21 protein-coding genes are annotated in these 23,541 nt (G+C 36.0%); 6 read left to right on the forward strand and 15 right to left on the reverse strand.

Features of this window, described 5'->3' with window-relative positions; translation table 11 throughout:
- Positions 1-13 precede the first annotated feature (13 nt).
- Positions 14-1,405, reverse strand: a complete 1,392-nt coding sequence (locus AC07N0_RS11295; protein ID WP_492799838.1) for an energy transducer TonB — start codon at positions 1,403-1,405, stop codon at positions 14-16.
- A 127-nt stretch (positions 1,406-1,532) separates the two neighbouring features.
- A complete protein-coding gene (gene hisS, locus AC07N0_RS11300) occupies positions 1,533-2,888 on the reverse strand; it encodes a histidine--tRNA ligase (protein WP_494589252.1) in 1,356 nt (451 codons plus the stop codon).
- A 282-nt stretch (positions 2,889-3,170) separates the two neighbouring features.
- On the opposite strand from hisS, the gene AC07N0_RS11305 reads away from it, so the two are divergent.
- The gene (locus AC07N0_RS11305; protein WP_309918619.1) at positions 3,171-3,326 is read left to right on the forward strand and encodes a hypothetical protein; all 156 of its coding nucleotides are present in this window, start codon (positions 3,171-3,173) and stop codon (positions 3,324-3,326) included.
- Between the two features lie 59 nt (positions 3,327-3,385).
- On the opposite strand, the gene AC07N0_RS11310 is transcribed toward AC07N0_RS11305, so the two are convergent.
- The gene (locus AC07N0_RS11310; RefSeq protein WP_492799840.1) at positions 3,386-3,781 is read right to left on the reverse strand and encodes a hypothetical protein; all 396 of its coding nucleotides are present in this window, start codon (positions 3,779-3,781) and stop codon (positions 3,386-3,388) included.
- A gap of 29 nt (positions 3,782-3,810) precedes the next feature.
- Positions 3,811-4,335 (reverse strand): hypothetical protein, encoded by a 525-nt coding sequence (locus AC07N0_RS11315; RefSeq protein ID WP_494589253.1) that lies wholly within the window; start codon positions 4,333-4,335, stop codon positions 3,811-3,813.
- 135 nt (positions 4,336-4,470) lie between these two features.
- Between AC07N0_RS11315 and AC07N0_RS11320 the strand changes: the two genes are divergently transcribed.
- The 5 genes from AC07N0_RS11320 (at position 4,471) to AC07N0_RS11340 (ending at position 9,993) form a co-directional block, all read left to right on the forward strand.
- The gene (locus tag AC07N0_RS11320) at positions 4,471-5,238 is read left to right on the forward strand and encodes a 3-keto-disaccharide hydrolase (protein ID WP_494589254.1); all 768 of its coding nucleotides are present in this window, start codon (positions 4,471-4,473) and stop codon (positions 5,236-5,238) included.
- Between the two features lie 134 nt (positions 5,239-5,372).
- Complete coding sequence (locus tag AC07N0_RS11325; protein WP_492799843.1) at positions 5,373-6,137, forward strand: class I SAM-dependent methyltransferase; 765 nt, start codon at positions 5,373-5,375, stop codon at positions 6,135-6,137.
- A 12-nt stretch (positions 6,138-6,149) separates the two neighbouring features.
- Positions 6,150-7,436: an aminopeptidase P N-terminal domain-containing protein gene (locus AC07N0_RS11330; protein WP_494589255.1), complete on the forward strand. Its 1,287-nt coding sequence runs from the start codon at positions 6,150-6,152 to the stop codon at positions 7,434-7,436.
- Positions 7,437-7,681: 245 nt separating this feature from the next.
- Positions 7,682-8,782, forward strand: coding sequence for a glycosyltransferase family 4 protein (locus tag AC07N0_RS11335; protein ID WP_494589256.1), 1,101 nt, complete (start codon positions 7,682-7,684; stop codon positions 8,780-8,782).
- Between the two features lie 17 nt (positions 8,783-8,799).
- Positions 8,800-9,993, forward strand: coding sequence for a glycosyltransferase (locus tag AC07N0_RS11340; RefSeq protein WP_494589257.1), 1,194 nt, complete (start codon positions 8,800-8,802; stop codon positions 9,991-9,993).
- Positions 9,994-10,009: 16 nt separating this feature from the next.
- On the opposite strand, the gene AC07N0_RS11345 is transcribed toward AC07N0_RS11340, so the two are convergent.
- From AC07N0_RS11345 to AC07N0_RS11395, 11 genes are all read right to left on the reverse strand, one after another.
- Positions 10,010-10,711: a glycoside hydrolase family 25 protein gene (locus AC07N0_RS11345; RefSeq protein WP_494589258.1), complete on the reverse strand. Its 702-nt coding sequence runs from the start codon at positions 10,709-10,711 to the stop codon at positions 10,010-10,012.
- A gap of 167 nt (positions 10,712-10,878) precedes the next feature.
- On the reverse strand, positions 10,879-11,514 hold the full coding sequence (locus AC07N0_RS11350; protein ID WP_309918584.1) for a peroxiredoxin: 636 nt from the start codon (positions 11,512-11,514) through the stop codon (positions 10,879-10,881).
- Between the two features lie 319 nt (positions 11,515-11,833).
- Positions 11,834-12,373 carry an ATP-dependent protease subunit HslV gene (gene hslV, locus AC07N0_RS11355; RefSeq protein WP_323248371.1) on the reverse strand — a complete coding sequence of 180 codons (540 nt, stop codon included), beginning with the start codon at positions 12,371-12,373 and terminating at the stop codon, positions 11,834-11,836.
- A 14-nt stretch (positions 12,374-12,387) separates the two neighbouring features.
- On the reverse strand, positions 12,388-14,133 hold the full coding sequence (locus AC07N0_RS11360; protein WP_494589259.1) for a M14 family metallopeptidase: 1,746 nt from the start codon (positions 14,131-14,133) through the stop codon (positions 12,388-12,390).
- Positions 14,134-14,186: 53 nt separating this feature from the next.
- Positions 14,187-15,836 carry a M14 family metallopeptidase gene (locus AC07N0_RS11365; protein ID WP_494589260.1) on the reverse strand — a complete coding sequence of 550 codons (1,650 nt, stop codon included), beginning with the start codon at positions 15,834-15,836 and terminating at the stop codon, positions 14,187-14,189.
- A 227-nt stretch (positions 15,837-16,063) separates the two neighbouring features.
- Positions 16,064-17,344, reverse strand: coding sequence for an MFS transporter (locus tag AC07N0_RS11370; protein ID WP_492799851.1), 1,281 nt, complete (start codon positions 17,342-17,344; stop codon positions 16,064-16,066).
- Between the two features lie 40 nt (positions 17,345-17,384).
- A complete protein-coding gene (locus AC07N0_RS11375; protein ID WP_494589261.1) occupies positions 17,385-18,059 on the reverse strand; it encodes a bifunctional 4-hydroxy-2-oxoglutarate aldolase/2-dehydro-3-deoxy-phosphogluconate aldolase in 675 nt (224 codons plus the stop codon).
- A gap of 108 nt (positions 18,060-18,167) precedes the next feature.
- Positions 18,168-19,181, reverse strand: a complete 1,014-nt coding sequence (fbp, locus tag AC07N0_RS11380) for a class 1 fructose-bisphosphatase (protein WP_492799853.1) — start codon at positions 19,179-19,181, stop codon at positions 18,168-18,170.
- Between the two features lie 85 nt (positions 19,182-19,266).
- On the reverse strand, positions 19,267-20,295 hold the full coding sequence (locus tag AC07N0_RS11385) for a PfkB family carbohydrate kinase (protein ID WP_492799854.1): 1,029 nt from the start codon (positions 20,293-20,295) through the stop codon (positions 19,267-19,269).
- An 82-nt stretch (positions 20,296-20,377) separates the two neighbouring features.
- Positions 20,378-21,787, reverse strand: a complete 1,410-nt coding sequence (gene uxaC / locus AC07N0_RS11390) for a glucuronate isomerase (RefSeq protein WP_494589262.1) — start codon at positions 21,785-21,787, stop codon at positions 20,378-20,380.
- 97 nt (positions 21,788-21,884) lie between these two features.
- Positions 21,885-23,537: a UxaA family hydrolase gene (locus AC07N0_RS11395; protein WP_494589263.1), complete on the reverse strand. Its 1,653-nt coding sequence runs from the start codon at positions 23,535-23,537 to the stop codon at positions 21,885-21,887.
- Positions 23,538-23,541: the final 4 nt, after the last annotated feature.

Consider the following 23,541-nt stretch of genomic DNA (forward strand, 5'->3'; position numbering starts at 1 on the left):
TATGGATTCTAATTTACCTCCCTAACACATAACTAACTGGCAAAGTAAACTTACTTCTTACAGCTTTTCCACGTTGTTTTCCAGGTTTCCATTTTCCACTTGAAAGTTGGAGGACTCTTACCGCTTCGTCATCGCAACTAGCGCCAATTCCTTTCAAAACGTTAAAGTCACACAGAGTACCATCTTCACACACGATAAACTGTACAAAAACTTTACCCTGCGTATTACTTTTTTGTGCATCAACAGGGTATCTTAAATTTTTCTGAAGATGTTTTGCAAAACTAGGAAAACCACCTTCAAACTCTGCAACTACTTCAGGATTGGTATATTCAAAAGTTTGTCCCCCTGCAAATAAAACACCTTTTACACATTTTCCTTTTTCAAAATTTTCTTCATAGACGGTTTCATTATTTTTATCTTTTCCAACCCATTTTCCTTCTTTAAATCCGTCTTTAATCAAACCTGTATGAAAAATAGAGCCATCATATTCTTTTGAAAATAATTGACATATACCTTCTCCATTTTTTAAGAGTTGATTACCCAAGGTATCCCAAACAGCTATAAACCTTTCATTATCCTGTTTTTCAACTTTATTCACAATTGAGGCTATCTGACCATTTGCAAACCATTTTATTTTTTGTGTAGCCTTTACATTACCGTCATTAATCGTTTTGGTAAATATTGATACTCTTCCATTAGGATAATATGAATAGCTTTCATCTTCAAAATTAGCGTAAGCTATTTGCCCATTTTCAAAATAACTCTGGCTTACATTAGGGAAGTTTGAATTATTCATTGCAGTTACCCTATAAACTTTCAACTTGTCTGACTCTTTCTCATATATTTCTGGAGTATGCTTATCTGAACTATCAATCTTAAGCTTGGCTATATCATAAAATTGAAGCTTTTTCCCTTCATAGACGTAATATTCCACATTGCCTTGAATCTTTCCTGTGAGAGAGTCAACTGGATATCTCATCACATACTCAGGCTTGTTATCGCCAATATTGGGTTTCTTATCCTGATCATAGTACCCTATTAAATAACCTTCGTTATAAACAAGATTAGATCTATCAAAAAAAGGTATTTGAACTGTTATACCTTTCTTACCTTTTAACCTATCTACAATATTTTTAGGATTAATTAACTTTGCAACTCTTAGGGCTTCAGCATCACACTCTTCTGAAAGGTTCTGTACAATCTCGTACTTCTCGGGTAAATTATTATTCCCTAAAACAATACGAACGGCAACGTGACCCGTAACATTATCTACACGTGCTTTAAAAGGGATTTGAACATTTACTTCAATAAATTTTTGAATTGGGTCTATTTCACCAGATGGGCTTTGAGCAAGTGTGCTAAAAAAGAAGAAGTTAAGAATAAAAATTATTAGTGTGTTTTTCATTTTGAGGTTGTTTGTATGGATTTGGCTGAACAATTTCTCAAAAATAATAATATTCTTAGAACATTATAAGCTAATCAATTAAAAACGGCATTGATGAATAATAAATTCATCAATGCCGTTCTAAAGCTCACTGTAATTTGGCAATTATCTCTTCAAAAGTAAGTTTTTCTTGCTCGCCTGTAATCATATTTTTCAGTGTCAATTTTCCTGTTTCCATTTCTTCTGAACCGATGATACAGACATAAGAGATTCGCTTTTTATCGGCGTAATCTAGTTGCTTTTTGATTTTACTAACATCTGGATAAACCTCCGCATTGATGCCTGCCAAACGGGCTTTTTGCAACAATGGTAAAGCATAATTCAATTCATTTACTCCAAAATGGCACAATAATAATTTAGTAGTTACTGAATTATTATCAGGGAATAGGTTCAATTCTTCTAATACATCGTAAATTCTATCTACGCCAAAAGAAATACCAACGCCTGATAGACCTTCTACACCAAAAGTTCCTGTTAGGTTATCATAACGACCTCCACCAGAGATAGAACCCATCTGTACATCCAATGCTTTTACTTCAAAAATTGCTCCTGTATAATATGATAGTCCACGAGCAAGGGTTATATCTAGTTCAATGTTTTCTTCAGATTGTCCGAAAGATTTTAACAAATCCCATACGGCACGTAATTCTTCTATTCCTTTTTTACCCGTTTCAGAATCTTGTAATAATTCTGAAAGCTTGACAAATTTCTCTTGATTTGTCCCTGATATTTCAAAAACTGGGTCTAATTTGGCTAAAGCATCTTGACTAAAGCCTTTTTCGGCTAATTCTTCTAAAACTTTTTCTTTGCCTATTTTATCTAATTTATCAATGGCTACAGCCAACGCTCCTTCTTGTCCTGCGGCACCAATAGCTTCCGAAAGGCCAGTAAGTACTTTACGGTTATTGATTTTTAATGAAAAGTTAACTCCAAGGCTTTTGAATACCTGATGAATCATCAAAACGATTTCGGCTTCACAAACCAAGGAATCAGTCCCTACTACATCGGCATCACACTGATAAAATTCACGGTAGCGACCTCTTTGCGGGCGGTCACCTCGCCAAACAGGTTGAATCTGATAACGTTTGAATGGCATGGCCAATTCGTTACGATTCATCACTACAAAACGTGCAAAAGGAACTGTTAAATCATACTTTAGGCCTTTTTCAGAAATCTTTAACGTTAATTTCTTAGCACCTTCATCTAATTCTTTTTGTGTAATTTTTTCAGAAAAATTTCCTGAATTTAATATTTTAAATAATAATTGATCTCCTTCCTCACCATACTTTCCCATTAATGAAGAAAGATTTTCCATAGCGGGCGTTTCGATAGGCTGAAAACCAAATTGTTGAAAAACGGCTTTAATAGTATCAAAAATATAATTACGTCGAACCATTTTCTCTGGTCCAAAATCTCGCGTACCTTTTACTAAACTTGGTTTCATAGCATAAAATTTGGGTTATAAACCCAAGAACGTGAAAATTAACAGGATTATCCTGAACGGCAAAATTACAAAACCCACGAAGTATTTGGAAACTTCGTGGGTTTTATTTCTTTTTGGATTGGATGACTGGATGACTTTAGGACGCTAGATACTAGATTTTTTGCCTCAAGCTTACGGCTCATAGCTTAAAGCTCACCGCTTACAGCATATTAATTGCCTATATGTTTGTTTAAAAAATATATTCTTCCTAATTTTGCACCTCAATTTAAAACTCTGTTCGCAATGGCTGTTACAAGACTAAAAAGAAAAGACAGAAGAAACAAGGCTATAGCCACTAACAAAATCAATGCGATTAAGCATTTGACTCAAACTCCCGAAATTAAATTGGTAGATATTGAGGCAATCAAAGCTGAGTTTGCTGCGAAGGCTGCGAAGTAATTTGTACAATTTCTTCTAAGAGATCTAAACCTCGTCAATACTGACGGGGTTTTCTTTTTTTACTCCTTTTTATCTTCTTTGTTACCTTTAGCTTTTTTATCTTCTTTACCACGCAATACTTCTCCTAGATGATTCAACTTCTTAATTTGTTTCGTCATCTCTTTCTCTTGGCGACTAAAACGCTTGTTCATATCCATTAATACCCTGAAACGGATAGCTTGCCCTAGAAAGACTAATCCTATGCTTGTAATGATTAAGCCGTAAAGACTCCAAATAAACCATCTAAAAAAAACAACATTAGGTTCTGCTCTGATGGTTGAAGCAGTACCTACCACAGAAATTCCAAAACTAAAAAGAAGCAAGCCAATAATAGCGCACAAAATAAATTTGGTGCGTAAGGGCATTCTTTTTACTAATTTTTGACCGGGTGCTTTTTTAGGAATATCAGGTTTCATATTGGGTTGGGTATTTTTTTAATAGAAAATCATTGCCAACTGCTTCCTATCAAGGTTTCAATCGTTTGAAATTCATCTTTTAAGTTATCAGGAATCGTATTTTTTGAGTAAGTAAAGCCGTGCTCTTGCCACAAAATTATTGTATAATTATCTGTCTGATATACTCCCTTTGTACTATTTCTTAAAATGGCTACTTTGTCAGAAGGAAGTTTCTTTTCAACAGTCATCATAAAATAAGCCTTTGTTTTCATCATCAATACTTTCTTCTTGCCTACAGTTTTTGTCACAACACTAGCTCTGGTATCAATACTTTTCAGGGCAGTTTGTGGCAAAAAAATATCATTATTTCTTTCAATATAAAAATTACTTCCATTAGCTCGCATTGTCCAGCCTTTAAGCAATTGGGTTTTAACAAGTTGAATTTTCTTATCTTTCAAGATTACATTCAAGTCTAGCCCTGTTTGTTTAGCTTTTTCTGCATTGGCTACATCCATAATAAGCACAAATCCACACAGAAAAGCTAATTTTATCCAATTTCTTTGAGTAATTTTCATAAATAAAGTATTAATTCGCAAGATATTCTTGAATATTGCATTATTGAGTAAATCTCAATCAAAATTTATGCTAGCATAAGCAGAATATCGTATTTTACGCAAATTAAAATTAAAATAAACATAAACTATAATTCAATGACGATCAACAAGAAATTTATTTTGGGTTTAAGCCTTAGTTTGGCTACTTATTCAATGAATTCTGCCAATGCACAAGATTTCCGTTTTACTCAAAAAAATCCAGATAAACCAGAAGCTACCGAATTCTGGGATCCAGAAGTAAGAGTAGTAACGCCCGGAGCTGTTCCATCTGATGCGATAGTTTTATTTGACGGAAAAAATTTAGATAGTTGGGAATCTGCGAAAGATGGTTCTGCAGCCAAATGGGATGTAAAAGATGGAATATTCACAGTAGCAAAAGGGACGGGTGGTATTTCAACAAAAAAACACTTTGGAGATTGCCAATTACACATCGAATGGCGTTCACCTATTGAACCTGAAACCTTGAAAAGTCAACAAAAAGGTAACAGTGGCGTTTTTTTGAATGGTATTTATGAAGTTCAAGTGTTGAATTCGTATCAAAACCGTACTTATAGAAATGGTCAAGCAGGTTCAATTTACAAACAAACACCTCCGTTAGTAAATGCTACCTCTAAAATGGGTGATTGGAATGTTTATGACATTATCTATACTGCTCCTCGCTTTACAGCTAATGGTGGTATTGAAACGCCTGCTTATGTAACAGTGATTCACAACGGAGTGATTGTACAAAACCATACTAAAATTCAAGGTGCAACAAATTATATCGGACAGCCAACTAATCCTGTTCATGAAAAAGGCCCTATTTCTTTACAAGATCACGGTAATTTAGTAAGTTTCCGCAATATCTGGATTAGAGAAATATAGTATTCAATGCTTCTTAGCTTTTGTTAATCAGAAATTGGGAATGATTTTTTACCTTTGTGTGAACAATCATTCCTTTTTTTATTTTATCACATATATTCATTCAAAACGAAGGTTAAACCGTTTTAAGATTAATTATGAAATCAATTATTAGCTGGACACTCAGAAACATTCCACGTAAATACCTGCAATTAGTTTCTCACTTAGTGATGAAAATCTACGCCATCTTTTTAAGAGGCACTAGAGTAACATGTCCAGTTTGTAAATCTAAGTTTTCAAAATTTGTACCCTATGGGCGTTTAGAACCCAGAGATAATGCTTTATGTCCGAACTGTCTGGCTTTAGAACGCCACCGTTTGATGTACATGTATTTACAGCAAAAGACTAATTTCTTTACTGAGAAATTAAAGGTATTACACGTTGCTCCTGAGTATTGTTTCATTGATCGTTTCGAAAAAATGAAAAACTTGGACTATATCACTGCTGATATTGAATCGCCATTGGCAAAAGTAAAAATGGATTTACACCATATTCCCTTTGCCGATAATACTTTTGATGTAGTATTCTGTAATCACGTACTTGAACACGTGAATGATGATATTCAATGTATGCGCGAGATGAGAAGAGTATTAAAGCCTACGGGTTGGGCAATCATGCAATCGCCCCAAGATTGGAGTTTAGCCACTACCTTTGAGGACAAAACGATTACTGACCCTAAAGAACGTGAACGTCTGTTTAAACAAGACGACCATTTCAGAATTTATGGAAGAGATTATAACAAACGCTTGGAACAAGGTGGTTGGAAGGTAACCGAAGATAAATTTGGCGTTAATATGCCACCAGACCAAATCAAACGTTTTGCCTTGCCTAAAGATGAAATTATTTACCTGTGCCAGAAATAACACTCTTTTTATATGAAATACTTACCCATCAACAACTCGCTTTTCGTTGAAAATCGTGAACGTTTAGCGCAACTTTTAAAACCTAAATCTATTGCTATTTTAAATTCCAACGACCCAATGCCTACCAATGCAGACGGAACGATGGGATTTCAACAAAATTCTGATTTATTCTATCTTTCAGGTATTGACCAAGAAGAATCTATTCTTTTATTGTTTCCAGATAGCCCAAATCCTGCTCATAAAGAAATATTATTCCTGAGAGAAACTTCTGAACTGATTGCCATCTGGGAAGGCTATAAATATACGAAAGAGCATGCTCGTGAAGTATCAGGCGTAAAAAGCATTTATTGGATAAGCCAATTTGATGCGGTTTTAACAACCTTGGTTTTTGAAGCAGAACATCTTTATCTGAATTCAAACGAACATATTCGTAACCATTCTGCTGTTCAGACACGTGATGCCAAATTTATATTGTGGGCAAAAGAGCATTTCCCTTTGCATAAATTTGAACGACTAGCTCCGTTGATGCACCAATTAAGGGTTATTAAAAATCCTATTGAAATTGAACAGTTGAGCGAAGCCATGCGTATTACAGAGTTAGGATTCAGAAGACTTCTGAATTTTGTAAAACCTAACGTTACTGAATATGAAATTGAAGCTGAACTATTGCACGAATTTGTAAGAAATCGTTCTAAAGGTTTTGCTTATCAGCCTATTATCGCTTCTGGGGCTAATGCTTGTGTTTTGCATTATATTGAAAACAGTCGCCCTTGTCTTGATGGCGATGTCATTCTATTGGACGTAGCGGCAGAATACGGAAATTATAATGCTGATTTAACAAGAACGATTCCTGTAAATGGTAAATTTACGCCTCGTCAGCGTCAAGTGTATGATGCGGTGTTGCGTGCATTCAAATATGCAAAATCTATTTTAGTAGTAGGCAATTTGTGGGATGAATATCAGCAAGCTGTTGAGAAATTCATTGAAGAAGAATTAATAGGCTTAGGCTTGTTTACGCGTGAAGACGTAGAAAAACAAAATCCAGAGTCCCCATTATTCAAAAAATATTTCATGCATGGTGTTTCACACCATTTAGGACTTGATGTTCATGATGTGTGGAACAAATATCGTCGTTTTGAAGCTGGAATGGTCTTTACAATAGAGCCTGGCATCTATATTCGTGAAGAAGGATTAGGGATTCGTTTGGAAAACAATATCCTGATTACTGAAGATGGAAACATTGATTTAATGGCAAACATTCCGATTGAAGCTGATGAAATTGAGGCTTTGATGAGTTAGCTTTGAGCAAACAGCTTTGAGTAGTGAGCTATGAGATTTGAGAAAAGTAGATAGCTTTTAGCAAATAGTTTTGAGCTATAAGATTTAAGAGTTGAGCATTGATTAAGATGAGTTTTAACTTTGATTGAAGTTATTAAAAGATTGAATAGGTTGTGATTTGATAAGTTATGTTACTCAAATCACAACCTAAAACTCACTCAATCACAACCGCTGCGGCGAAAAGCTCACTCAATCACTAAATAAATATGAGAATACTATACGATCATCAGGCATTTACGGGACAAAGATATGGAGGGGTGGCGCGCTATTTTCATGATTTGATGGAGTCGCTAGTGGACATGGGTGTTGGTGTGAAGCTATCTTTACCTTTTTCAAACAATGAATATTTAAAAAATAGTTCTGTTCGTCGACCAAATGAATTTAAGCATATTTTTGGTTTTATGCCAACCAATATGCTGGTGTCAAGGACAAACCGTTTGAATAGTATTGTTCAACTACAAAAAGGTAAATTTGACGTTTTTCATCCTACTTTCTTTCATAATTATTACTTAAATCATCTCAAGAAAAAGCCTTTTGTACTTACCTACCACGACTGTATTAAAGAGCGATTTAATTTGAATCACATCGATAATGCTAGTCATGCTCAGAAACAAGAACTACTGAACAAGGCCGCAAAAATCATTGCTATTTCTGAAAATACTAAAGCGGATTTACTAGAGTTTTATCAGATAAAACCCGAAAAAATTGAAGTAATTTACCATTCTTCTTCTTTCATAAATCATCAATTACCAGAAGGTTTTCAAGTAAAAACGCCTGAGAAATACTTACTTTACGTAGGTGCACGCAATGATTATAAAAACTTTACTGGCTTCGTAACGTCTATCGCTTCTGTATTACACCAACATCCCGATGTACAGTTACTTTGTGCTGGCGGAGGGGATTTTAACAAAACGGAAAATGAATTAATTGATAGCTTACACTTACAAGCACAAGTAAAGCATTTTAATTTTCAGAGCGACGATACCCTGTTTTATTTATATCAAAATGCCATCGCTTTTGTGTATCCCTCATTATACGAAGGTTTCGGAATTCCAATCCTTGAAGCTTTTGCTTGTGGTTGTGCAGTAGTGTTAAGCAATACTTCATGTTTTCCTGAGGTAGCTCAAGACGCCGCTTTATACTTCAATCCTAGTGATAAAGAAGATATTGCCGATAAAATCACAGCAATTATCGAGAATGAATCTCTTAGGAAAAGTCTAGTTCAAAAGGGGTTTATTCGTCAACAAAACTTCTCGGCAGAAAAAACCGCGACTCAAACACTAAATGTTTACAAAAGCGTTTTGTAATACTTACTTATTAACTTATGAGTTTTCAAAAAACTGTTTTAATCTTTGAACCTGATGCTAGCGGGCATCATCCAGGCTATTTATATCACTTGCTTTTACATTTTTTGACCGAGCAATATGATTTTCAGTTAGCGGTTTTGGTGAATCCAGATTTTTTTGAAAAACACCCGACCATCATTCAAAAGACTACATCCGCCAATATCAAATGGATAAGTACCTCAGAACAGGCTTTTAACAATTGGCAAGAGGTTAAAAGTAATGTTATCAAACGAGCCAAATTAGAATGGGCTATTTGTTGTGAGTACGCTAAAGAACTACAAGCTAAATCCATCTTTATGATGTATTTTGACCATTTTCAGTTAGCTTGTTTTACAGAACCAACTCCTCCTTGTCCTATTTCAGGAATATTCTTTCGCCCAACATTGGTTAATTATCCTGTCTATTCTATCAAAGAAAAAATTAATTATTGGCGAAAATATTTACTACTCAGAGCCATTACTCATCGTAAATTTTTAAATACGTTATTTTGTTTAGACCCTTTTGCTGTCGAATTTATTCAAAACAATTGGCAAACGTATAAAGTGAAATTTTTACCAGACCCCGTACAGATTTATCCAAGTACCCAACCTGTAAATATCTTAAAAGAAGAATTAGGAATCCCTCCCGAGAAAACAGTATTCTTAATTTTTGGTCATTTAGATGATAGAAAAGGTATCGCAAAGGTAATGGATACTCTGACCCAACTTTCGGATGAAAAAGCCAAAAACGTTTGTTTATTAGTTGTTGGTCCTTGGGATATAAATGAGAAACTGGTTTTTGAAGAAAAGCTTGCCAAACTAGCCCAAAAGAAAACAGTACAAGTGGTGACTCACAACGATTTTGTGGCAGACGAAAATATTCAATCTTTTTTTGAAGTAGCAGATTATGTATTGGCTCTCTACCAAAAACATATTGGCATGAGTGCCATTATGGTAAGGGCTGCTAGTGCTCAAAAGCCCTTAATTACGTATAACTACGGCTTAATGGGCAAAATTACGGCTGAAAAACAATTGGGATTGATTATAGATGAAACGATTGAAGATGACCTTTTAACAAAGTTAGAAATACTTCTGGCGACTAAGCAAATCATAGGTAATCGTCAACAAATGAAAGAATTTGCAAATTTGAACCAAGCCAAAAATTATGCAAAGACTATTCTTGATAGTTTCTAACAAGCTTATAAACCTATTATAGGCATAGCGCTTCTAAATCCTCTCGATTACCCAGAAAAACGTTAAAGTCAACCGTACCTTTTACGCCCTCGCACCAACCACGCTGATTGTGTTGCCAAAACCATAGATTTGAATTATATCCTTTTAACGTTTCCCTTGAATAATCAGCTATCCAAAGCGGATAGTCATCAAAATTACCTTTGATAAACTTCTTATAAAAGTTGGGATTGGTATAAATAATCGGTTTTTTGTGATAATGATTTTCTACAATATCTAACCAAGTTTGAATCTCACTGATAATTTGCTTGTCGGGTTTCAAAGAATTTTGTTCAATATCCAATACAGGAGCCAAATCTCCTTCCTCCAAATCCACAGAATTGATAAAGTTTTTCGCCTGACCCACGGGTTCACGCCAAGTAATGAAAAAATGATAAGCCCCTCTTTTTAAACCACTCTTTTTTACGTGTTCCCAGTTTCTCTCAAATTGACGGTCGGCATGGCTCATTCCTTCGGTAGCTTTCAGAAAACAGAAGCCAAGTTTTAAATTCTCATCCGAGAATTTCATTTTCTTTACTTCCTTCCAATTCACCACGCCATTATGGTGCGACACATCAATGCCATGAATTTTGTAGCGTAAAGGCACTGTAATCCCTAATTTAGAGACTTTCGTCCATTCGTTAGGATTAGGGCGAAGATTGATATAGATAACAAAAGACAAAAAGAGCAATAGGATAGAAATAAGTACAATCCTGACAAATCGAGGGAGTAATCGGAAGCGCTTTTTGAGTAGTTTTAAAGAATTCATATTACAAAAATACAAAAAGGCAAGAAAGATATTTCATCTTCTTGCCTTTTCTATGCAATGAATTACAAAATCATTGTCGATTATTTGTTTGGCTGAGGCGTTGTTCTCAAATAAGGCTTAACAATCGTAAAACCTTTAGGGAATTTTGCCGCTGCATCTTCAGTTTTTACTGCTGGTGTAATGATAACATCTTCACCATCTTTCCAGTCTGCTGGAGTAGCTACTTGGTAATTAGCCGTTAATTGTAGCGAGTCGATTACTCTTAACAATTCTTGGAAATTACGTCCTGTAGAAGCAGGATACGTTAATGTCAACTTGATTTTTTTATCTGGCCCAATGATAAATACCGAACGAACTGTCGCTTTTTCAGAAGCATTTGGGTGAATCATATCATACAACGTAGCAACGTTACGGTCTGAATCAGCAATGATAGGGAAATTCACTTTCACACCATTTACTTCTTCAATATCTGGTACCCATTTATTATGTGAGTCTAAATCATCTACTGACACAGCTATTACTTTAACTCCTTTTTTCTCGAATTCACCTTTTAATAATGCTGTTTTTCCTAATTCAGTTGTACAAACTGGTGTAAAGTCAGCAGGGTGGCTAAAAAGTAAAGCCCATGAGTCACCAATCCATTCATGAAAATTAATTGTTCCTTGAGTTGTTTCCGCTGTAAAGTCGGGTGCAATATCTCCTAATCTTAATGACATAGTTTTATTCAATTTAAAGTTTTAAATACTTACTCTATTGGAATACAAGATTAATAAAAAAAAGGTTTCAATATACAGGTTAATTGATATTTTTTATGATTGTTTTAGTATGCTATAGGCAGTAGGCTTTAGGCGCTAAGCTTTCGGATGTCTGATTTCTGCGAAAAATTAATCTGCGAAAATCAGCGTATTAAATCTCCATAAATCAGCGGGTAAAAAGTTGTAAGCTAACTTATATAACTTAATTTTACCCGCAGATTTCGCTGATTGGATACGCTGATTTGCGCTGATTTTTATAATTTTTGTGCTTGCTTACAGCCTAAACTGGCTTCTCAATAATAAAATTATGATTTGTATAAATACAAATATCAGCTGCAATTGTTAAGCCTTCACGGACGATTTCTTCTGCACTTAAATGAGCCGCATGCTTACGCATTGCCAAAGCAGCCGAAAGTGCATAATTACTACCAGAACCAATGGCAGCAATGCCATTCTCAGGTTCTAATACATCGCCAGTACCCGAAATAATCAAAGTTTCTTCTTTATTGGCAACTATCATCATGGCTTCTAGTTTGCGCAAATAGCGGTCAGTACGCCAATCTTTGGCTAATTCTATGCTAGCACGCTTCATATTGCCACCATAAGCATTTAGCTTTTCTTCAAAACGCTCTAGCAATGTAAAAGCATCTGCCGTTGAACCTGCAAAACCTGTTACAATTTTTCCATCCAACATTTTTCTGATTTTGCGCACATGATTTTTGGCAACGGTATTTCCCATTGTCGCTTGTCCGTCTGCACCAATTGCTACTTCTCCATTATGCACCACCGCCAGTACGGTTGTAGATCTAATTTTTTCCATTGTAGGTAATTATGTTATAAGGTCTTAGAAACAAGCCCTCCTTTCTTACTATCGATTTCAACCGTAAATTTATTACTTTTACCTTTAACAATCCAACGTACTTTTACAGTACCCATTCCTGGAATACTCGGAACCGATATTGTTTGTGGATTATTTAGCTGTTCTTTCGTAAGATTAGTATCTTCATTTTCAACAATCATTCCAGCCACAACTGTGGCATCTTTTAATGTAATAAAATCAGGACGTTCAATTTTATACTTTACATCATGTGCCGAGTGTGTTGGAATTACTTTTTCATTCACAATTGTAGCCGTTACTTCTGTTAAACCGCCAGCCAAAGCCTTTTGTTTAATTTCTAACACATCTAGTTTCGGCATTTGCGAAGCATGTAAAATGGTAAATGCCATATTTCTGTGAGCATCTTCTTCTAATAAGAAACCTGGGTGTGCCCTAACATAGTTTTTCTTTGAACCACCAATTTCAATATCACCATACTGTGGATGCTTGAAAGGTTTCCAAGCTACATAGGCATCTCCAAATAGCATCAAGCGACTAAATTCTTCAAATTCATTATTTTGAAAACGTCCTTCCTCACCTACTTTATTGAACAATTTATAAGACGTCATCAATTCAGTTGAGAACGTAAAAATACCTCTTCCTAAAGCAAACCAATCGATTTCACCACCATAAACAGTGTATAAATCTTTATAAATCACAAAGTATTTATACCCTGGATTCATTTTTTCGCCAATCTTTCCGAAATAATCATATACTAATGCATCCTGAGTGGTATAAAAGGGAGCATCTTCTTCAGCACCAGGCCCACGCAAAAACATTCCTCCATTGTTATGATAGCTTTGTGCCCCTGCAATATTTGGATGACTCATAACAAAGTTTTTGATACTTTGCGTTTCTGGTAAAGTACCAGGATAGAACAATGCCCCACGTTGAACATAATCAGGCTGCCAGTTCCAAGCCCAATCGCGGTTAGGGTCATAATATCCTAATACATCTTCGTTAATTAACCCATCTCCGTCGTTATCAATGCCTTCGTATCCTAGCATTTCATAATCGCCTTTTTCATCTGCTTTTACAGGAACCATTCTTTGTGGATTTTCAGGGTCTACTTTCCAACGACCCGTCGCCGAACGTCTTCTCATCATTACAATGTTTCCGTCGCCGTCCAAATCATCATATTTATCTTCATCGGCTTGTCCGTCGCCATCATCATCCATCGCCATCATTCCCGAACGTGGCGAATTGGCATTATTAGGATTTTTCAAGAAATCTTCACGGGCATCAGGATTAATAGTCGGCGTAATATAGAATACTTTGTCTTGTAATAGCTGTTTGATAAATGCTACATTCGCAAAATTTTCAACTAAATACCAAGCCGTGTACATCGCCACTTCTGTACCTTGAATTTCATTCGAGTGAATATTACCATCAATATAAAAACCCGGTTTACGGCTTACATTGCCAGTTTTAGTATCACTGATTGTTAGCACCCACATGTCTCTACCTTGAAAAGACTTTCCCATCGACTCTACTTTTACTAAATCTGGATATGCCTTGGCTAAATCCTGACAAAACTTAGTAATCATGGAGTAATCATTGTAATGATTCCAAGCCATTTTTACTTTTGGGTTCGCTGGCGAGCCAATCGCTCTTAAACCAGTTAGGTCGTCATTTTGAATTTTTTCTTGTGAAAAAGCACTAAATGAGCAGGTTAAAAGGACTAAAAAGATATATTTTTTCATTGGATTTTATTCAAATTAATATTTAACAGCTATCAGCTTTAATAACTAGTTGGTTATTTTAAACTAACATTTATAGTTTTTACACCTGTGGTTGGGCAACCAGCCTCAATACCTACTGAGCCATTGCCACTGATTAACCAAGAGTATTCTTGGGTTTCACCTGCTCCTAAAGCACTTCTTAGGTTTATTTTCTTCCCTGAAACTATGGCTTGATTTCCTGTTAGTTTCAATTCAGTTTTTACTTTTTGCACCCAACGAACTTTGTCACCGATTTCTGCGTAAGTCGGTAATAAACCTGTATTGATTACTTTAATAGTCACCCTAGTTAGCCCTGTTGAAACAGCCTCAGCATTTACATCTACAATCTGTATTTCTGGCATTTGCATTGCCAAAGCCGTTACAAACTTTACATGCTTATTAGCAGATTCTGTCAGGAAATTTATAGGTGGGTTTAGCTTTGCATACGGTGCAATACCTCCTACTTCAACATTTTTATTAGCAAAATCAGGATGTTTTATCGACTGCCAATTCACAAATACGTTCGTTAATTTTTGTGAGTCTGCCCATTTTAAATATTTCACGTCCTCATTGTCCAAAACTTTACTAGCAGTAGCTATTTCTTTCTTAGTAGAGTCTCTAGGTGCTTGTACTTTAGGAGCCCACCATCCTGGACTTGTGAAACTGAATTTACCTACGTGGAAATAAGCAGTTTGTGATAAATTCCCCTTGGTTTGTGGCAAAACGGGAGCATCTTTCAAGCCTGTTTGAATATTGTATAGTTTAGAAATTTGTTCGCCTACAGTAGCATCTTTTTCTAATATTCCTGTAATAATTCTTTTAGCTGTTTTGCTTCTGTCAAATTTTGGAGCTTCTGTTAAGTTATTAGCTGGGCCAAAAGTTAATACTGCAAAAACATTAGTGGCTTTATATAAGAAACTCAACAACGCTTTAGTTTCTGATTCTGAAGCAGCAAAATCACCAGCACCAGCTGTAAAAATTGGATAGTCGTAGGTCATATTCTTATCAATGTTTACTCCTCCTACGCCGTCTTCATTAAAAGTACCGTCTTTGTCATTATCCGTGCCTTCTGTTAGTAATAAATACTTTCCTTTTTCTCCTTTGGCTGGGTCGGCTTTTATCAATACCCTTGGGTCTTCTTTACTTACAATAAAAGTCCCTGTTGGGTCTTCAACACGAATCTGAGTGATAATACCATCGCCATTCAAATCTTCGAAAGGGTCTTCATTCAAATAACCGTCTCTGTCATCGTCTGTTGGCGTATCATTCCCTCCTCTTTCAAATTTCGTTTTCGCAAAAAATTGCTCTTGAGCATCAGGGTTTACACTTGGAATAAAGTAAAATGTTTTTGAATCCAATAATTTTGCAATTGAGTCTCCGCTTGCACTGGCTAGTTTTTCGGCCATTTGTATGGCTAGTTCTGTCCCTGCCAAGTGTGTTCCATCTACGCCTGCAATAATGGCTATTGCTGGTTTAGCAGTGGTGTTTCCTTTGCCAATGGTTAAAGCCCAGATGTCACGATTACCTTTGCTTTTACCGATTGATTGAATAGTAATACTGGAAGAAAACTTTGAACTTAATGCTTTGAGTCTTGAAGAAAGCTGTGTGTGGTTTTGGTAAGTATTTTGGGCCATAGTCCATAATGAAACCGACAATAAACCCGATAAGAGAAATAGTTTTTTCATATTTAGTTATGAAGTTTGTTTGAAATGTAATTTAATGCAAAATACTTCTTTGTATTGACTTTTACTATTTCCTAAAACTAGATTAGATATATAGCCCTACTTTGCTGTTGTAAGGATAAAAACAGCAGATGAAGCAATAGTGAAAAAATGGAAATGTTATAAAACAAAACAGGTATCACATTAGCTGCGATACCTGTAAACACTCTACTATTATCCAATTTAATATTTTAAATGACTACGGGTTCATTTCTTGGTGTAAACAAATGCATTATTCCCCATGCTAATAGGTATGCACAGCCACACATGATAAAAATGATATTATAACCAGCAGTGATATTTCCTTGCGCCTTATATGTATCAAGTAATTGTCCTACTATCAATGGGAATAAAATTCCCCCTACTGACCCTGCCATTCCCCCTAAACCAACAACTGAACTTACTGCTTTTTTAGGAAACATATCAGATGCTGTCGTAAAAATGTTAGCACTCCAAGCTTGGTGAGCTGCTGCTGCTAAACTAATTAACACTACAGCCTGCCAAATGTTTGAACAATATTGTGCAAAAACAATAGGAATTACTGCAATGGCAAAGCTCAACATCGCTGCTTTACGTGCTTTGAATACTGGCCAGCCCTTCTTGATTAAATATCCTGAGATATAACCTCCACCAATACTTCCGATGGTAGTTGCTGTATATACAACGATAAGTTCTAAACTTGGTTTCTTTAAATCTAAATTAAACGTTTCTGAGAAATAAGATGGCAACCAGTAAAGGAAAAACCACCAGATTGGGTCAGTAAGCATTTTTCCAAAAATAAATCCCCATGTCTGGCGAATACCTAACAGAGTAATCCATTTTACAGGTTTTTCATGAGAAGTATCTGGTTCATTATCAGACTGAATGAACAATAGTTCTTCTTTTGAAAGTTTTTTCTGTCTAACTGGGATTTCATAGCCAATCCACCAGAAAATTAACCAAATAAAACCTACGCCACCAGTAACAATAAACGCTACTTCCCACCCAAAACTTGCTAATATAAAAGGAACCATTATTGGTGCTACTACTGCCCCAATATTTGCCCCAGAGTTAAAAATCCCTGTTGCCAAAGCTCTTTCTTTTTTAGGGAACCATTCTGCTACACTCTTAATAGCCGCAGGAAAGTTTCCACCTTCTCCTAACCCTAATAAAGAACGAAACATTCCAAAACCGATAGTACTTCCAGCAAAAGCAGTTAATACACCTGCTGTACTCCACCAAGCTACTGCAATAGCATATCCTAATTTCGTGCCAATCTTATCGATAACTCCGCCAAAAATCATTAATCCCACTGCATAAGCAGCCTGAAATGCCATTACCAAATTACTGTAATCACTTTCAGTCCAATTAAATTCTTTTTCTAATGTCGGCTTTAATAACGCAATTACTTGTCTATCAAGGTAACTGATTGTAGTGGCAAAAAAAAGCAATGCTACTACTCTCCAACGATACTTCCCTAGGGTGTTTTCCATGAATGTTAAAAAAATTGAGGTAAGCTAATTTAGTAAATTTTTATTTTTTTGATTTTAAGTCTTCAACATATTTCATCAAAGATTCAACAGTATGAGTCAATTCGTCAAATTTTGCACTAGCCAATAAACTAGCTGGAAATAATTGCGAACCCATCCCAACGGCTGTAACACCTGCTGAAAACCACTGTTTTAAACTATCTTCAGTAGGTTCTACACCACCTGTTACCATTACTTTTACATTCGGCATTGGGCCTTTCATTGATTTTACAAAACCAGGACCCACTACATTCCCTGGAAAAATCTTGACAATTTCAGCGCCTAATTGTGTGGCTGCGTAAATCTCATTTAAAGTAGCTGCCCCAGGAAACCAAGCAATATCATTTGCCTGACAAAATGCACCAACTTCTGGCGTAATGACTGGTTGTACGACAAAATCAGCCCCTGCATCAATAAAAACTTTGGCTTGTTCAACCGTAAAAATTGTTCCAATCCCTAATGCCATTTCTGGACAGTTTTCACGAATAAATGGATAAATCGCCTTAAAAACGTCTAAAGCCTTTGTTCCACGATTAGTAAACTCAAAAGCGCGCATCCCACCATCGTAACATGCTTTGATTACATTTTGAGTTAACTCAATTTCTTCATGATAAAATACTGGCACCACTGGGAAATCGGCAAGTAATTGATTTAATATTTTGGGTTGAAAAAAAGCCATGCTTGTTTATAATTTTTAAGATTTTTTGGACTAATTGATTCTTGAAATATGTTTAAAACTAGTCAAACACTAAAACTTACTCAACATCATTTAAAATTCATATTTTTTCTATGAAAACTGATTTTCAGTCGCTTTAGTACACTCTTCAATATCTTCTACCATGCTCGACGAACCAATGTATAAAGGCGAGCGTTGGTGAAGGTTTTGAGGCTGTATTTCTAAAATTCTTTGCTTTCCATCAGATGCTTTTCCTCCTGCTTGTTCAATAATAAAAGCCAAGGGTAAACATTCATAAAGTAACCTTAATTTTCCGTCAGGGTTATGACGTGTTGGGGGGTACAAATATACTCCACCTTTTAAAAGATTTCTATGAAAATCTCCAACTAATGAACCAATATATCTGCCTGAATATCTTTTTTGTTTACATTCAATCAAATACTCTTGAATACATTCTGGAAAGTCATAGAAATTCCCTTCGTTACATGAAAAAATAGTACCGCTCTGGTTTACTTGCATCTGTGGGTGAGATAAGAAATACTCTCCTAAAGAATTATCATACGTAAAGCCATTTACACCCTTGCCTGTAGTATATACTAAGATGGTTGAAGAACCATATAAAATATACCCAGCCGCTACTTGTTCATCACCTCTCTGGATACAATCCTTCATGGAAGGGACTGAACCAATAGGCGTTTTTCTACGAAAAATTGAAAAAATTGTACCAATTGACACGTTAGAATCAATATTTGATGAACCATCCAGCGGGTCAATAGCGATAACATACTTCGCATGATTATTTCCCGTCAGGATAATTTCAGGTTCTTCCTCAGAAATGATGGCACAAACTTCTCCTCCATTCTTAAGCGCTCGTAAAAAACGAATATCAGCAATGACATCCAGTTTTTGCTGAGCTTCACCTTGTACATTTTGTGAACCTAACAGCCCTGTTACATCAGCCAATCCGGCACGATTGATTTCACGATTCAGAATTTTACTTGCCAAAGCAATATCTCTCAATAACTGCGACAATTCCCCCGAAGCAAATTGAAATGCTTCTTGATTCCGCATAATGAACCGATCTAAAGTAATACCAACAGGTAAAGCTAAGTTTTCATTTTTCATAAAAGCCAATATTAATTGTTAAACAAATAGGTTATATCAAGAGATGCAAGCTTGTTATGATAAACAACACTCGACAACTTAATAACTAAAGATAATTTTCAAGAATCAGCTTTACTGCTTCTACTTTTTGTTGAGTAGCATCGCCATACTCTTGGAGTTTCCCATAAGCAGCAGCAGCAGCAAAATTAATTACTTCTTGAGGCTCATGTTTTTGGGATAAGCCATAGATTAATCCACCCATAAAACAATCTCCACTTCCTATTTTATCTACTACAGCATCAGCAAAAAATACGGGTGATTGATATTGATTTCCCTCTGTGAAAAGAGTAGTATAATACTCAATGCCTGTTTTTTGATGATCAAATCTATACGTATTGGCTACAAATTTGCACTTAGGAAATTTCGCCTGAATAGCTTCAGAAGTTGCTTTTCCATGTGCAGGGTAATCGTAATCAGCCTGCTTTTCTAGGCTTGTTAATAACAATGGGTCAATATCTATCCCCAATAGGGTATTCGCTGCCCAAAGATTGCCCATAATTACATCACAATATTGTGCTAATTCAGGCATTATTTCTGTTGGCTTTTTGCCATATTTCCATAGTTTTGAACGGTAATTCAAATCTACAGAAATAGTAATATTCATCTCTGAAGCTACTTTTAATACTTCTAAGCAAACATCTGCTGCATCTTGATTAAGGGCTGGACTAATGGCACTAAAATGAAACCAAGAGACATCCTTCAATACTTCCTTCCAATCAACCTGACCCACTTTTAATACTGAAAATGACGAGTACGCTCTGTCATAAATTACGCCAGCATTTTTCAAGTCAGCTCCTTGTGGCAAATAGTAAGTCCCGATTCTTTCTCCAGACGTATTGATTACCGAAGTATCAATCCCTTTATCTGCTATATACTTTTTTATATCGTTTGCTAAAGAATTTTCAGGTAGTGCTGTGAAATAACTAGTATTAATTCCCCAGTTAGCTATAGCAGTAGCGACATTCAATTCTGCCCCACCTACAAACACAGGCATTGAAGCATTTTGTATCCAAACTCCATCAGCTTTTGGTGAAAGACGCAATAACAATTCTCCGAAACAACAAACTTTATTCATGATTTATCAGCTATGAGCTTTAAGCAATGAGATATGAGATTTTCTATGATACAAAAGCTCATTGCTTAAAGCTTACTTCTATTTAAAATTTAAAATAATCCTTGGCATTATTGTAACAGATATTCTGAACCATCTTTCCGATCCATTCGATATCGTTTGGTAATTCGCCATTTTCAATCTCGTTCCCTAATAAATTACAAAGAATTCTACGGAAATATTCATGACGTGGGAATGACAAGAAACTTCTTGAATCTGTTAGCATTCCTACAAAGCGACTCAATAAGCCCATGTTCGACAATGCATTCATTTGTCTTTCCATGCCATCTTTTTGGTCTAGGAACCACCAACCTGACCCAAACTGAATCTTACCTGCTACAGAACCATCATTGAAGTTACCAATCATGGTTGCCATCAATTCGTTATCACGTGGATTTAGGTTGTAAATAATAGTTTGTGCCAATTGGTCATATTCATCTAAACGACCTAAAAACTTAGACAAAGAAGCTGCCTGAGAAAAATCTCCGATTGAATCCCAACCAGTATCTGGCCCTAACAAACGCATTGCTCTTGAATTATTATTTCTCAACGCTCCCAAGTGGAACTGTTGTGTCCAACCTAATCCATGATAAATTACGCCTAAACTGTGTAAAATTGCCGATTTAAACAATAAAGCCTCGTCAGCACTGATACTTTGTCCAGCTATTGTTTTCTGGAAAACTTTATTGGCATCTTCTTCGGTGAAATCTACTGCATAAATTTGCTCTAAACCGTGGTCAGCTAATCTGCCACCCATTGAAGCAAAAAACTCTGCACGCGTTTTTAATGCCGAAACTAAAGCCGAGAATGTACTGATTTCTACATTAACCAATGTTCCTAATTTTTCAATAAATGAAGCATAATTAGGATTATCAATTAAAATAAATCTATCTGGACGGAACGTCGGTAATACTTTCGTATCCAGTGTTCCTTCAGTTTTAATCGCTTGGTGATATTCTAATGAATCTAAAGGGTCGTCTGTAGTACAGGCAACTTTTACATTCATTTTTGACAACAATCCTCTTACTGCATATTCAGGTGATTGTAGTTTTTCTGAACATTCATCAAAAATTTTACGTGCCGAAGCTGGATTTAAAATTTCGTGAACGTCAAAATATCGCTGCAATTCAAGGTGAGTCCAGTGATACAATGGGTTTCTCATCGTATAAGGTACTGTCTCAGCCCATTTTTCAAACTTCTCATAGTCAGACTTATCGCCCGTGCAATAGCTTTCGTTGATACCATTCGCACGCATCGCACGCCATTTGTAATGGTCGCCATACAACCAGATTTGTGTTAAATTGCCAAAGCTCTTGTTGCTCGCAATTTGGTCTGGTGGTAAGTGATTATGGTAATCAATAATTGGCATCTCTTTAGCAAACTCATGGTATAGTTTACTAGCAGTTGCAGTTTGTAAAAGGAAATCCTCGTCTAAGAATGTTTTCGTGTACAGCATTTTGTTAAAAATTTTAAATTGGTATTGAGAATTCAAATAAGCGAGGATTGATATTAAAAGATATTGAAAATCAATCCTCGATACTCAATTTTCAATCCTATAAAGATACTCCACGTTTCCAAGGAATAAAATCATCTTGTCCATTTCTAACGGCACAAACTTCAATTTCTCCACTAGCTACTTTAATTGCGTAGTTTAAAATACGTTCTCCCGCTTCTTCTATCGTTTCGTCACCTTCGATAATTGTACCCGTGTTGATATCGATAATGTCCGACATCTTTTCATACAATTTCGTATTTGTTGCAATTTTAACTACAGGCGCAATAGGATTTCCTGTTGGTGTACCTAAGCCTGTAGTGAATAAAACAAGATTAGCGCCTGATGCTACCTCGGCAGTTGTCGACTCAACATCATTACCCGGTGTACATAAAAGATTTAAACCTGCTTTTTTTACTGGTTCTGGATAATCTAATACCGCGGTCACTGGCGAAGTACCTCCTTTTTTGGCTGCTCCAGCAGACTTGATAGCATCTGTAATTAAACCATCTTTGATGTTCCCCGGTGATGGGTTCATATCAAAACCTGAGCCTACTGCTTTAGCTCGGTCGTTATAAGTATTTACCAAATAGCTGAACAATTTAGCATCTTCTGGGTTCAAACAACGGTCTGTTAACTCTTGCTCAACACCACATAATTCTGGGAATTCCGCTAAAATGACAGAGCCTCCTAAACCAATTAACAAATCAGAAGTATAACCAATCGCAGGGTTGGCTGAAATGCCAGAGAAACCATCAGAACCTCCACATTCTAAACCAATGCATAATTTACTTAATGGTGCTGGCTGACGTGAATTTTGATTTGCCTGAATTAAACCTACAAAAGTTTGTTTCAAAGCCAAAGCCATCAAGTCAGATTCAGTACCTATATTTTGTTGTTCTAAAATATATAATGGTTTCTTGAAGTCAGCATCACGCTTTGCAATTTCTTCTTGTAAGATACTAGCTTGTGCATTTTGGCATCCTAAACTCAATACCGTTGCCCCTGCACAGTTGGGATGGGTAATATAACCTGCTAATAATCCACAAAGTGCTTGAGCATCCTGACGAGTACCTCCGCAACCACCATCATGTAACAAGAACTTTACACCATCTACATTTGGGAAAAGTTTTTGTTTTGCATCTTTCTCTCCTTGTGCTTGTAAATCAGCTTGCAAAATTTCTTCAACTGTTTTGCCTGCTTTGTACAACGCTATCAAATCATGCGTTTGATTTTGGTAATCATGCGTACGAGCATAGCCCAAATCGTCTACCAAAGCTTCACGAAGTACTTCAATGTTACGATTCTCACAAAATACCAATGGAATTACTAACCAATAATTAGCCGTACCAACGCTACCATCTGGGCGGTGATATCCATTGAATGTTTTACCTTCAAAAGCCGCTAACGACGGTGCTTGCCATGCAGCGTGGTTTTCGCGCAATTCAAAAGAATCTACAGCATGCTTCACATTGAAAATATTGATACTACCTCCTTTCAGAATTGGTGATTGAGCCTTACCTACTAGTACATTATACATTCTAATTTCGGCTCCTACTTCAAAATCCTCAGTAGCAAATTTGTGTTTCGCAGCAATATCTTCCGTCAGGGTATAAGTCTGGCCATCCAATTCCACAGTTTGACCTTTCGATAAATCTGTTAAAGCGACAATCACATTGTCGTTAGGATGAATTTTTAAAACGTTTCTTTTCACGATG

Source organism: Arcicella sp. GW821-FHT09D11, from assembly GCF_059416265.1.

What these genes read in the sequence shown, in the direction of transcription:
- AC07N0_RS11385 (WP_492799854.1), bottom strand. Translation starts at nt 20,295, where the DNA reads ATGAATAAAGTTTGTTGTTTCGGAGAATTGTTATTGCGTCTTTCACCA.
- AC07N0_RS11375 (WP_494589261.1), bottom strand. Translation starts at nt 18,059, where the DNA reads ATGGCTTTTTTTCAACCCAAAATATTAAATCAATTACTTGCCGATTTC.
- uxaC (WP_494589262.1), bottom strand. Translation starts at nt 21,787, where the DNA reads ATGCTGTACACGAAAACATTCTTAGACGAGGATTTCCTTTTACAAACT.
- AC07N0_RS11370 (WP_492799851.1), bottom strand. Translation starts at nt 17,344, where the DNA reads ATGGAAAACACCCTAGGGAAGTATCGTTGGAGAGTAGTAGCATTGCTT.
- AC07N0_RS11350 (WP_309918584.1), bottom strand. Translation starts at nt 11,514, where the DNA reads ATGTCATTAAGATTAGGAGATATTGCACCCGACTTTACAGCGGAAACA.
- AC07N0_RS11330 (WP_494589255.1), top strand. Translation starts at nt 6,150, where the DNA reads ATGAAATACTTACCCATCAACAACTCGCTTTTCGTTGAAAATCGTGAA.
- AC07N0_RS11305 (WP_309918619.1), top strand. Translation starts at nt 3,171, where the DNA reads ATGGCTGTTACAAGACTAAAAAGAAAAGACAGAAGAAACAAGGCTATA.
- AC07N0_RS11365 (WP_494589260.1), bottom strand. Translation starts at nt 15,836, where the DNA reads ATGAAAAAACTATTTCTCTTATCGGGTTTATTGTCGGTTTCATTATGG.
- AC07N0_RS11295 (WP_492799838.1), bottom strand. Translation starts at nt 1,405, where the DNA reads ATGAAAAACACACTAATAATTTTTATTCTTAACTTCTTCTTTTTTAGC.
- AC07N0_RS11340 (WP_494589257.1), top strand. Translation starts at nt 8,800, where the DNA reads ATGAGTTTTCAAAAAACTGTTTTAATCTTTGAACCTGATGCTAGCGGG.
- AC07N0_RS11325 (WP_492799843.1), top strand. Translation starts at nt 5,373, where the DNA reads ATGAAATCAATTATTAGCTGGACACTCAGAAACATTCCACGTAAATAC.
- AC07N0_RS11320 (WP_494589254.1), top strand. Translation starts at nt 4,471, where the DNA reads ATGACGATCAACAAGAAATTTATTTTGGGTTTAAGCCTTAGTTTGGCT.
- hisS (WP_494589252.1), bottom strand. Translation starts at nt 2,888, where the DNA reads ATGAAACCAAGTTTAGTAAAAGGTACGCGAGATTTTGGACCAGAGAAA.
- fbp (WP_492799853.1), bottom strand. Translation starts at nt 19,181, where the DNA reads ATGAAAAATGAAAACTTAGCTTTACCTGTTGGTATTACTTTAGATCGG.
- AC07N0_RS11315 (WP_494589253.1), bottom strand. Translation starts at nt 4,335, where the DNA reads ATGAAAATTACTCAAAGAAATTGGATAAAATTAGCTTTTCTGTGTGGA.
- AC07N0_RS11335 (WP_494589256.1), top strand. Translation starts at nt 7,682, where the DNA reads ATGAGAATACTATACGATCATCAGGCATTTACGGGACAAAGATATGGA.
- AC07N0_RS11360 (WP_494589259.1), bottom strand. Translation starts at nt 14,133, where the DNA reads ATGAAAAAATATATCTTTTTAGTCCTTTTAACCTGCTCATTTAGTGCT.
- AC07N0_RS11310 (WP_492799840.1), bottom strand. Translation starts at nt 3,781, where the DNA reads ATGAAACCTGATATTCCTAAAAAAGCACCCGGTCAAAAATTAGTAAAA.
- hslV (WP_323248371.1), bottom strand. Translation starts at nt 12,373, where the DNA reads ATGGAAAAAATTAGATCTACAACCGTACTGGCGGTGGTGCATAATGGA.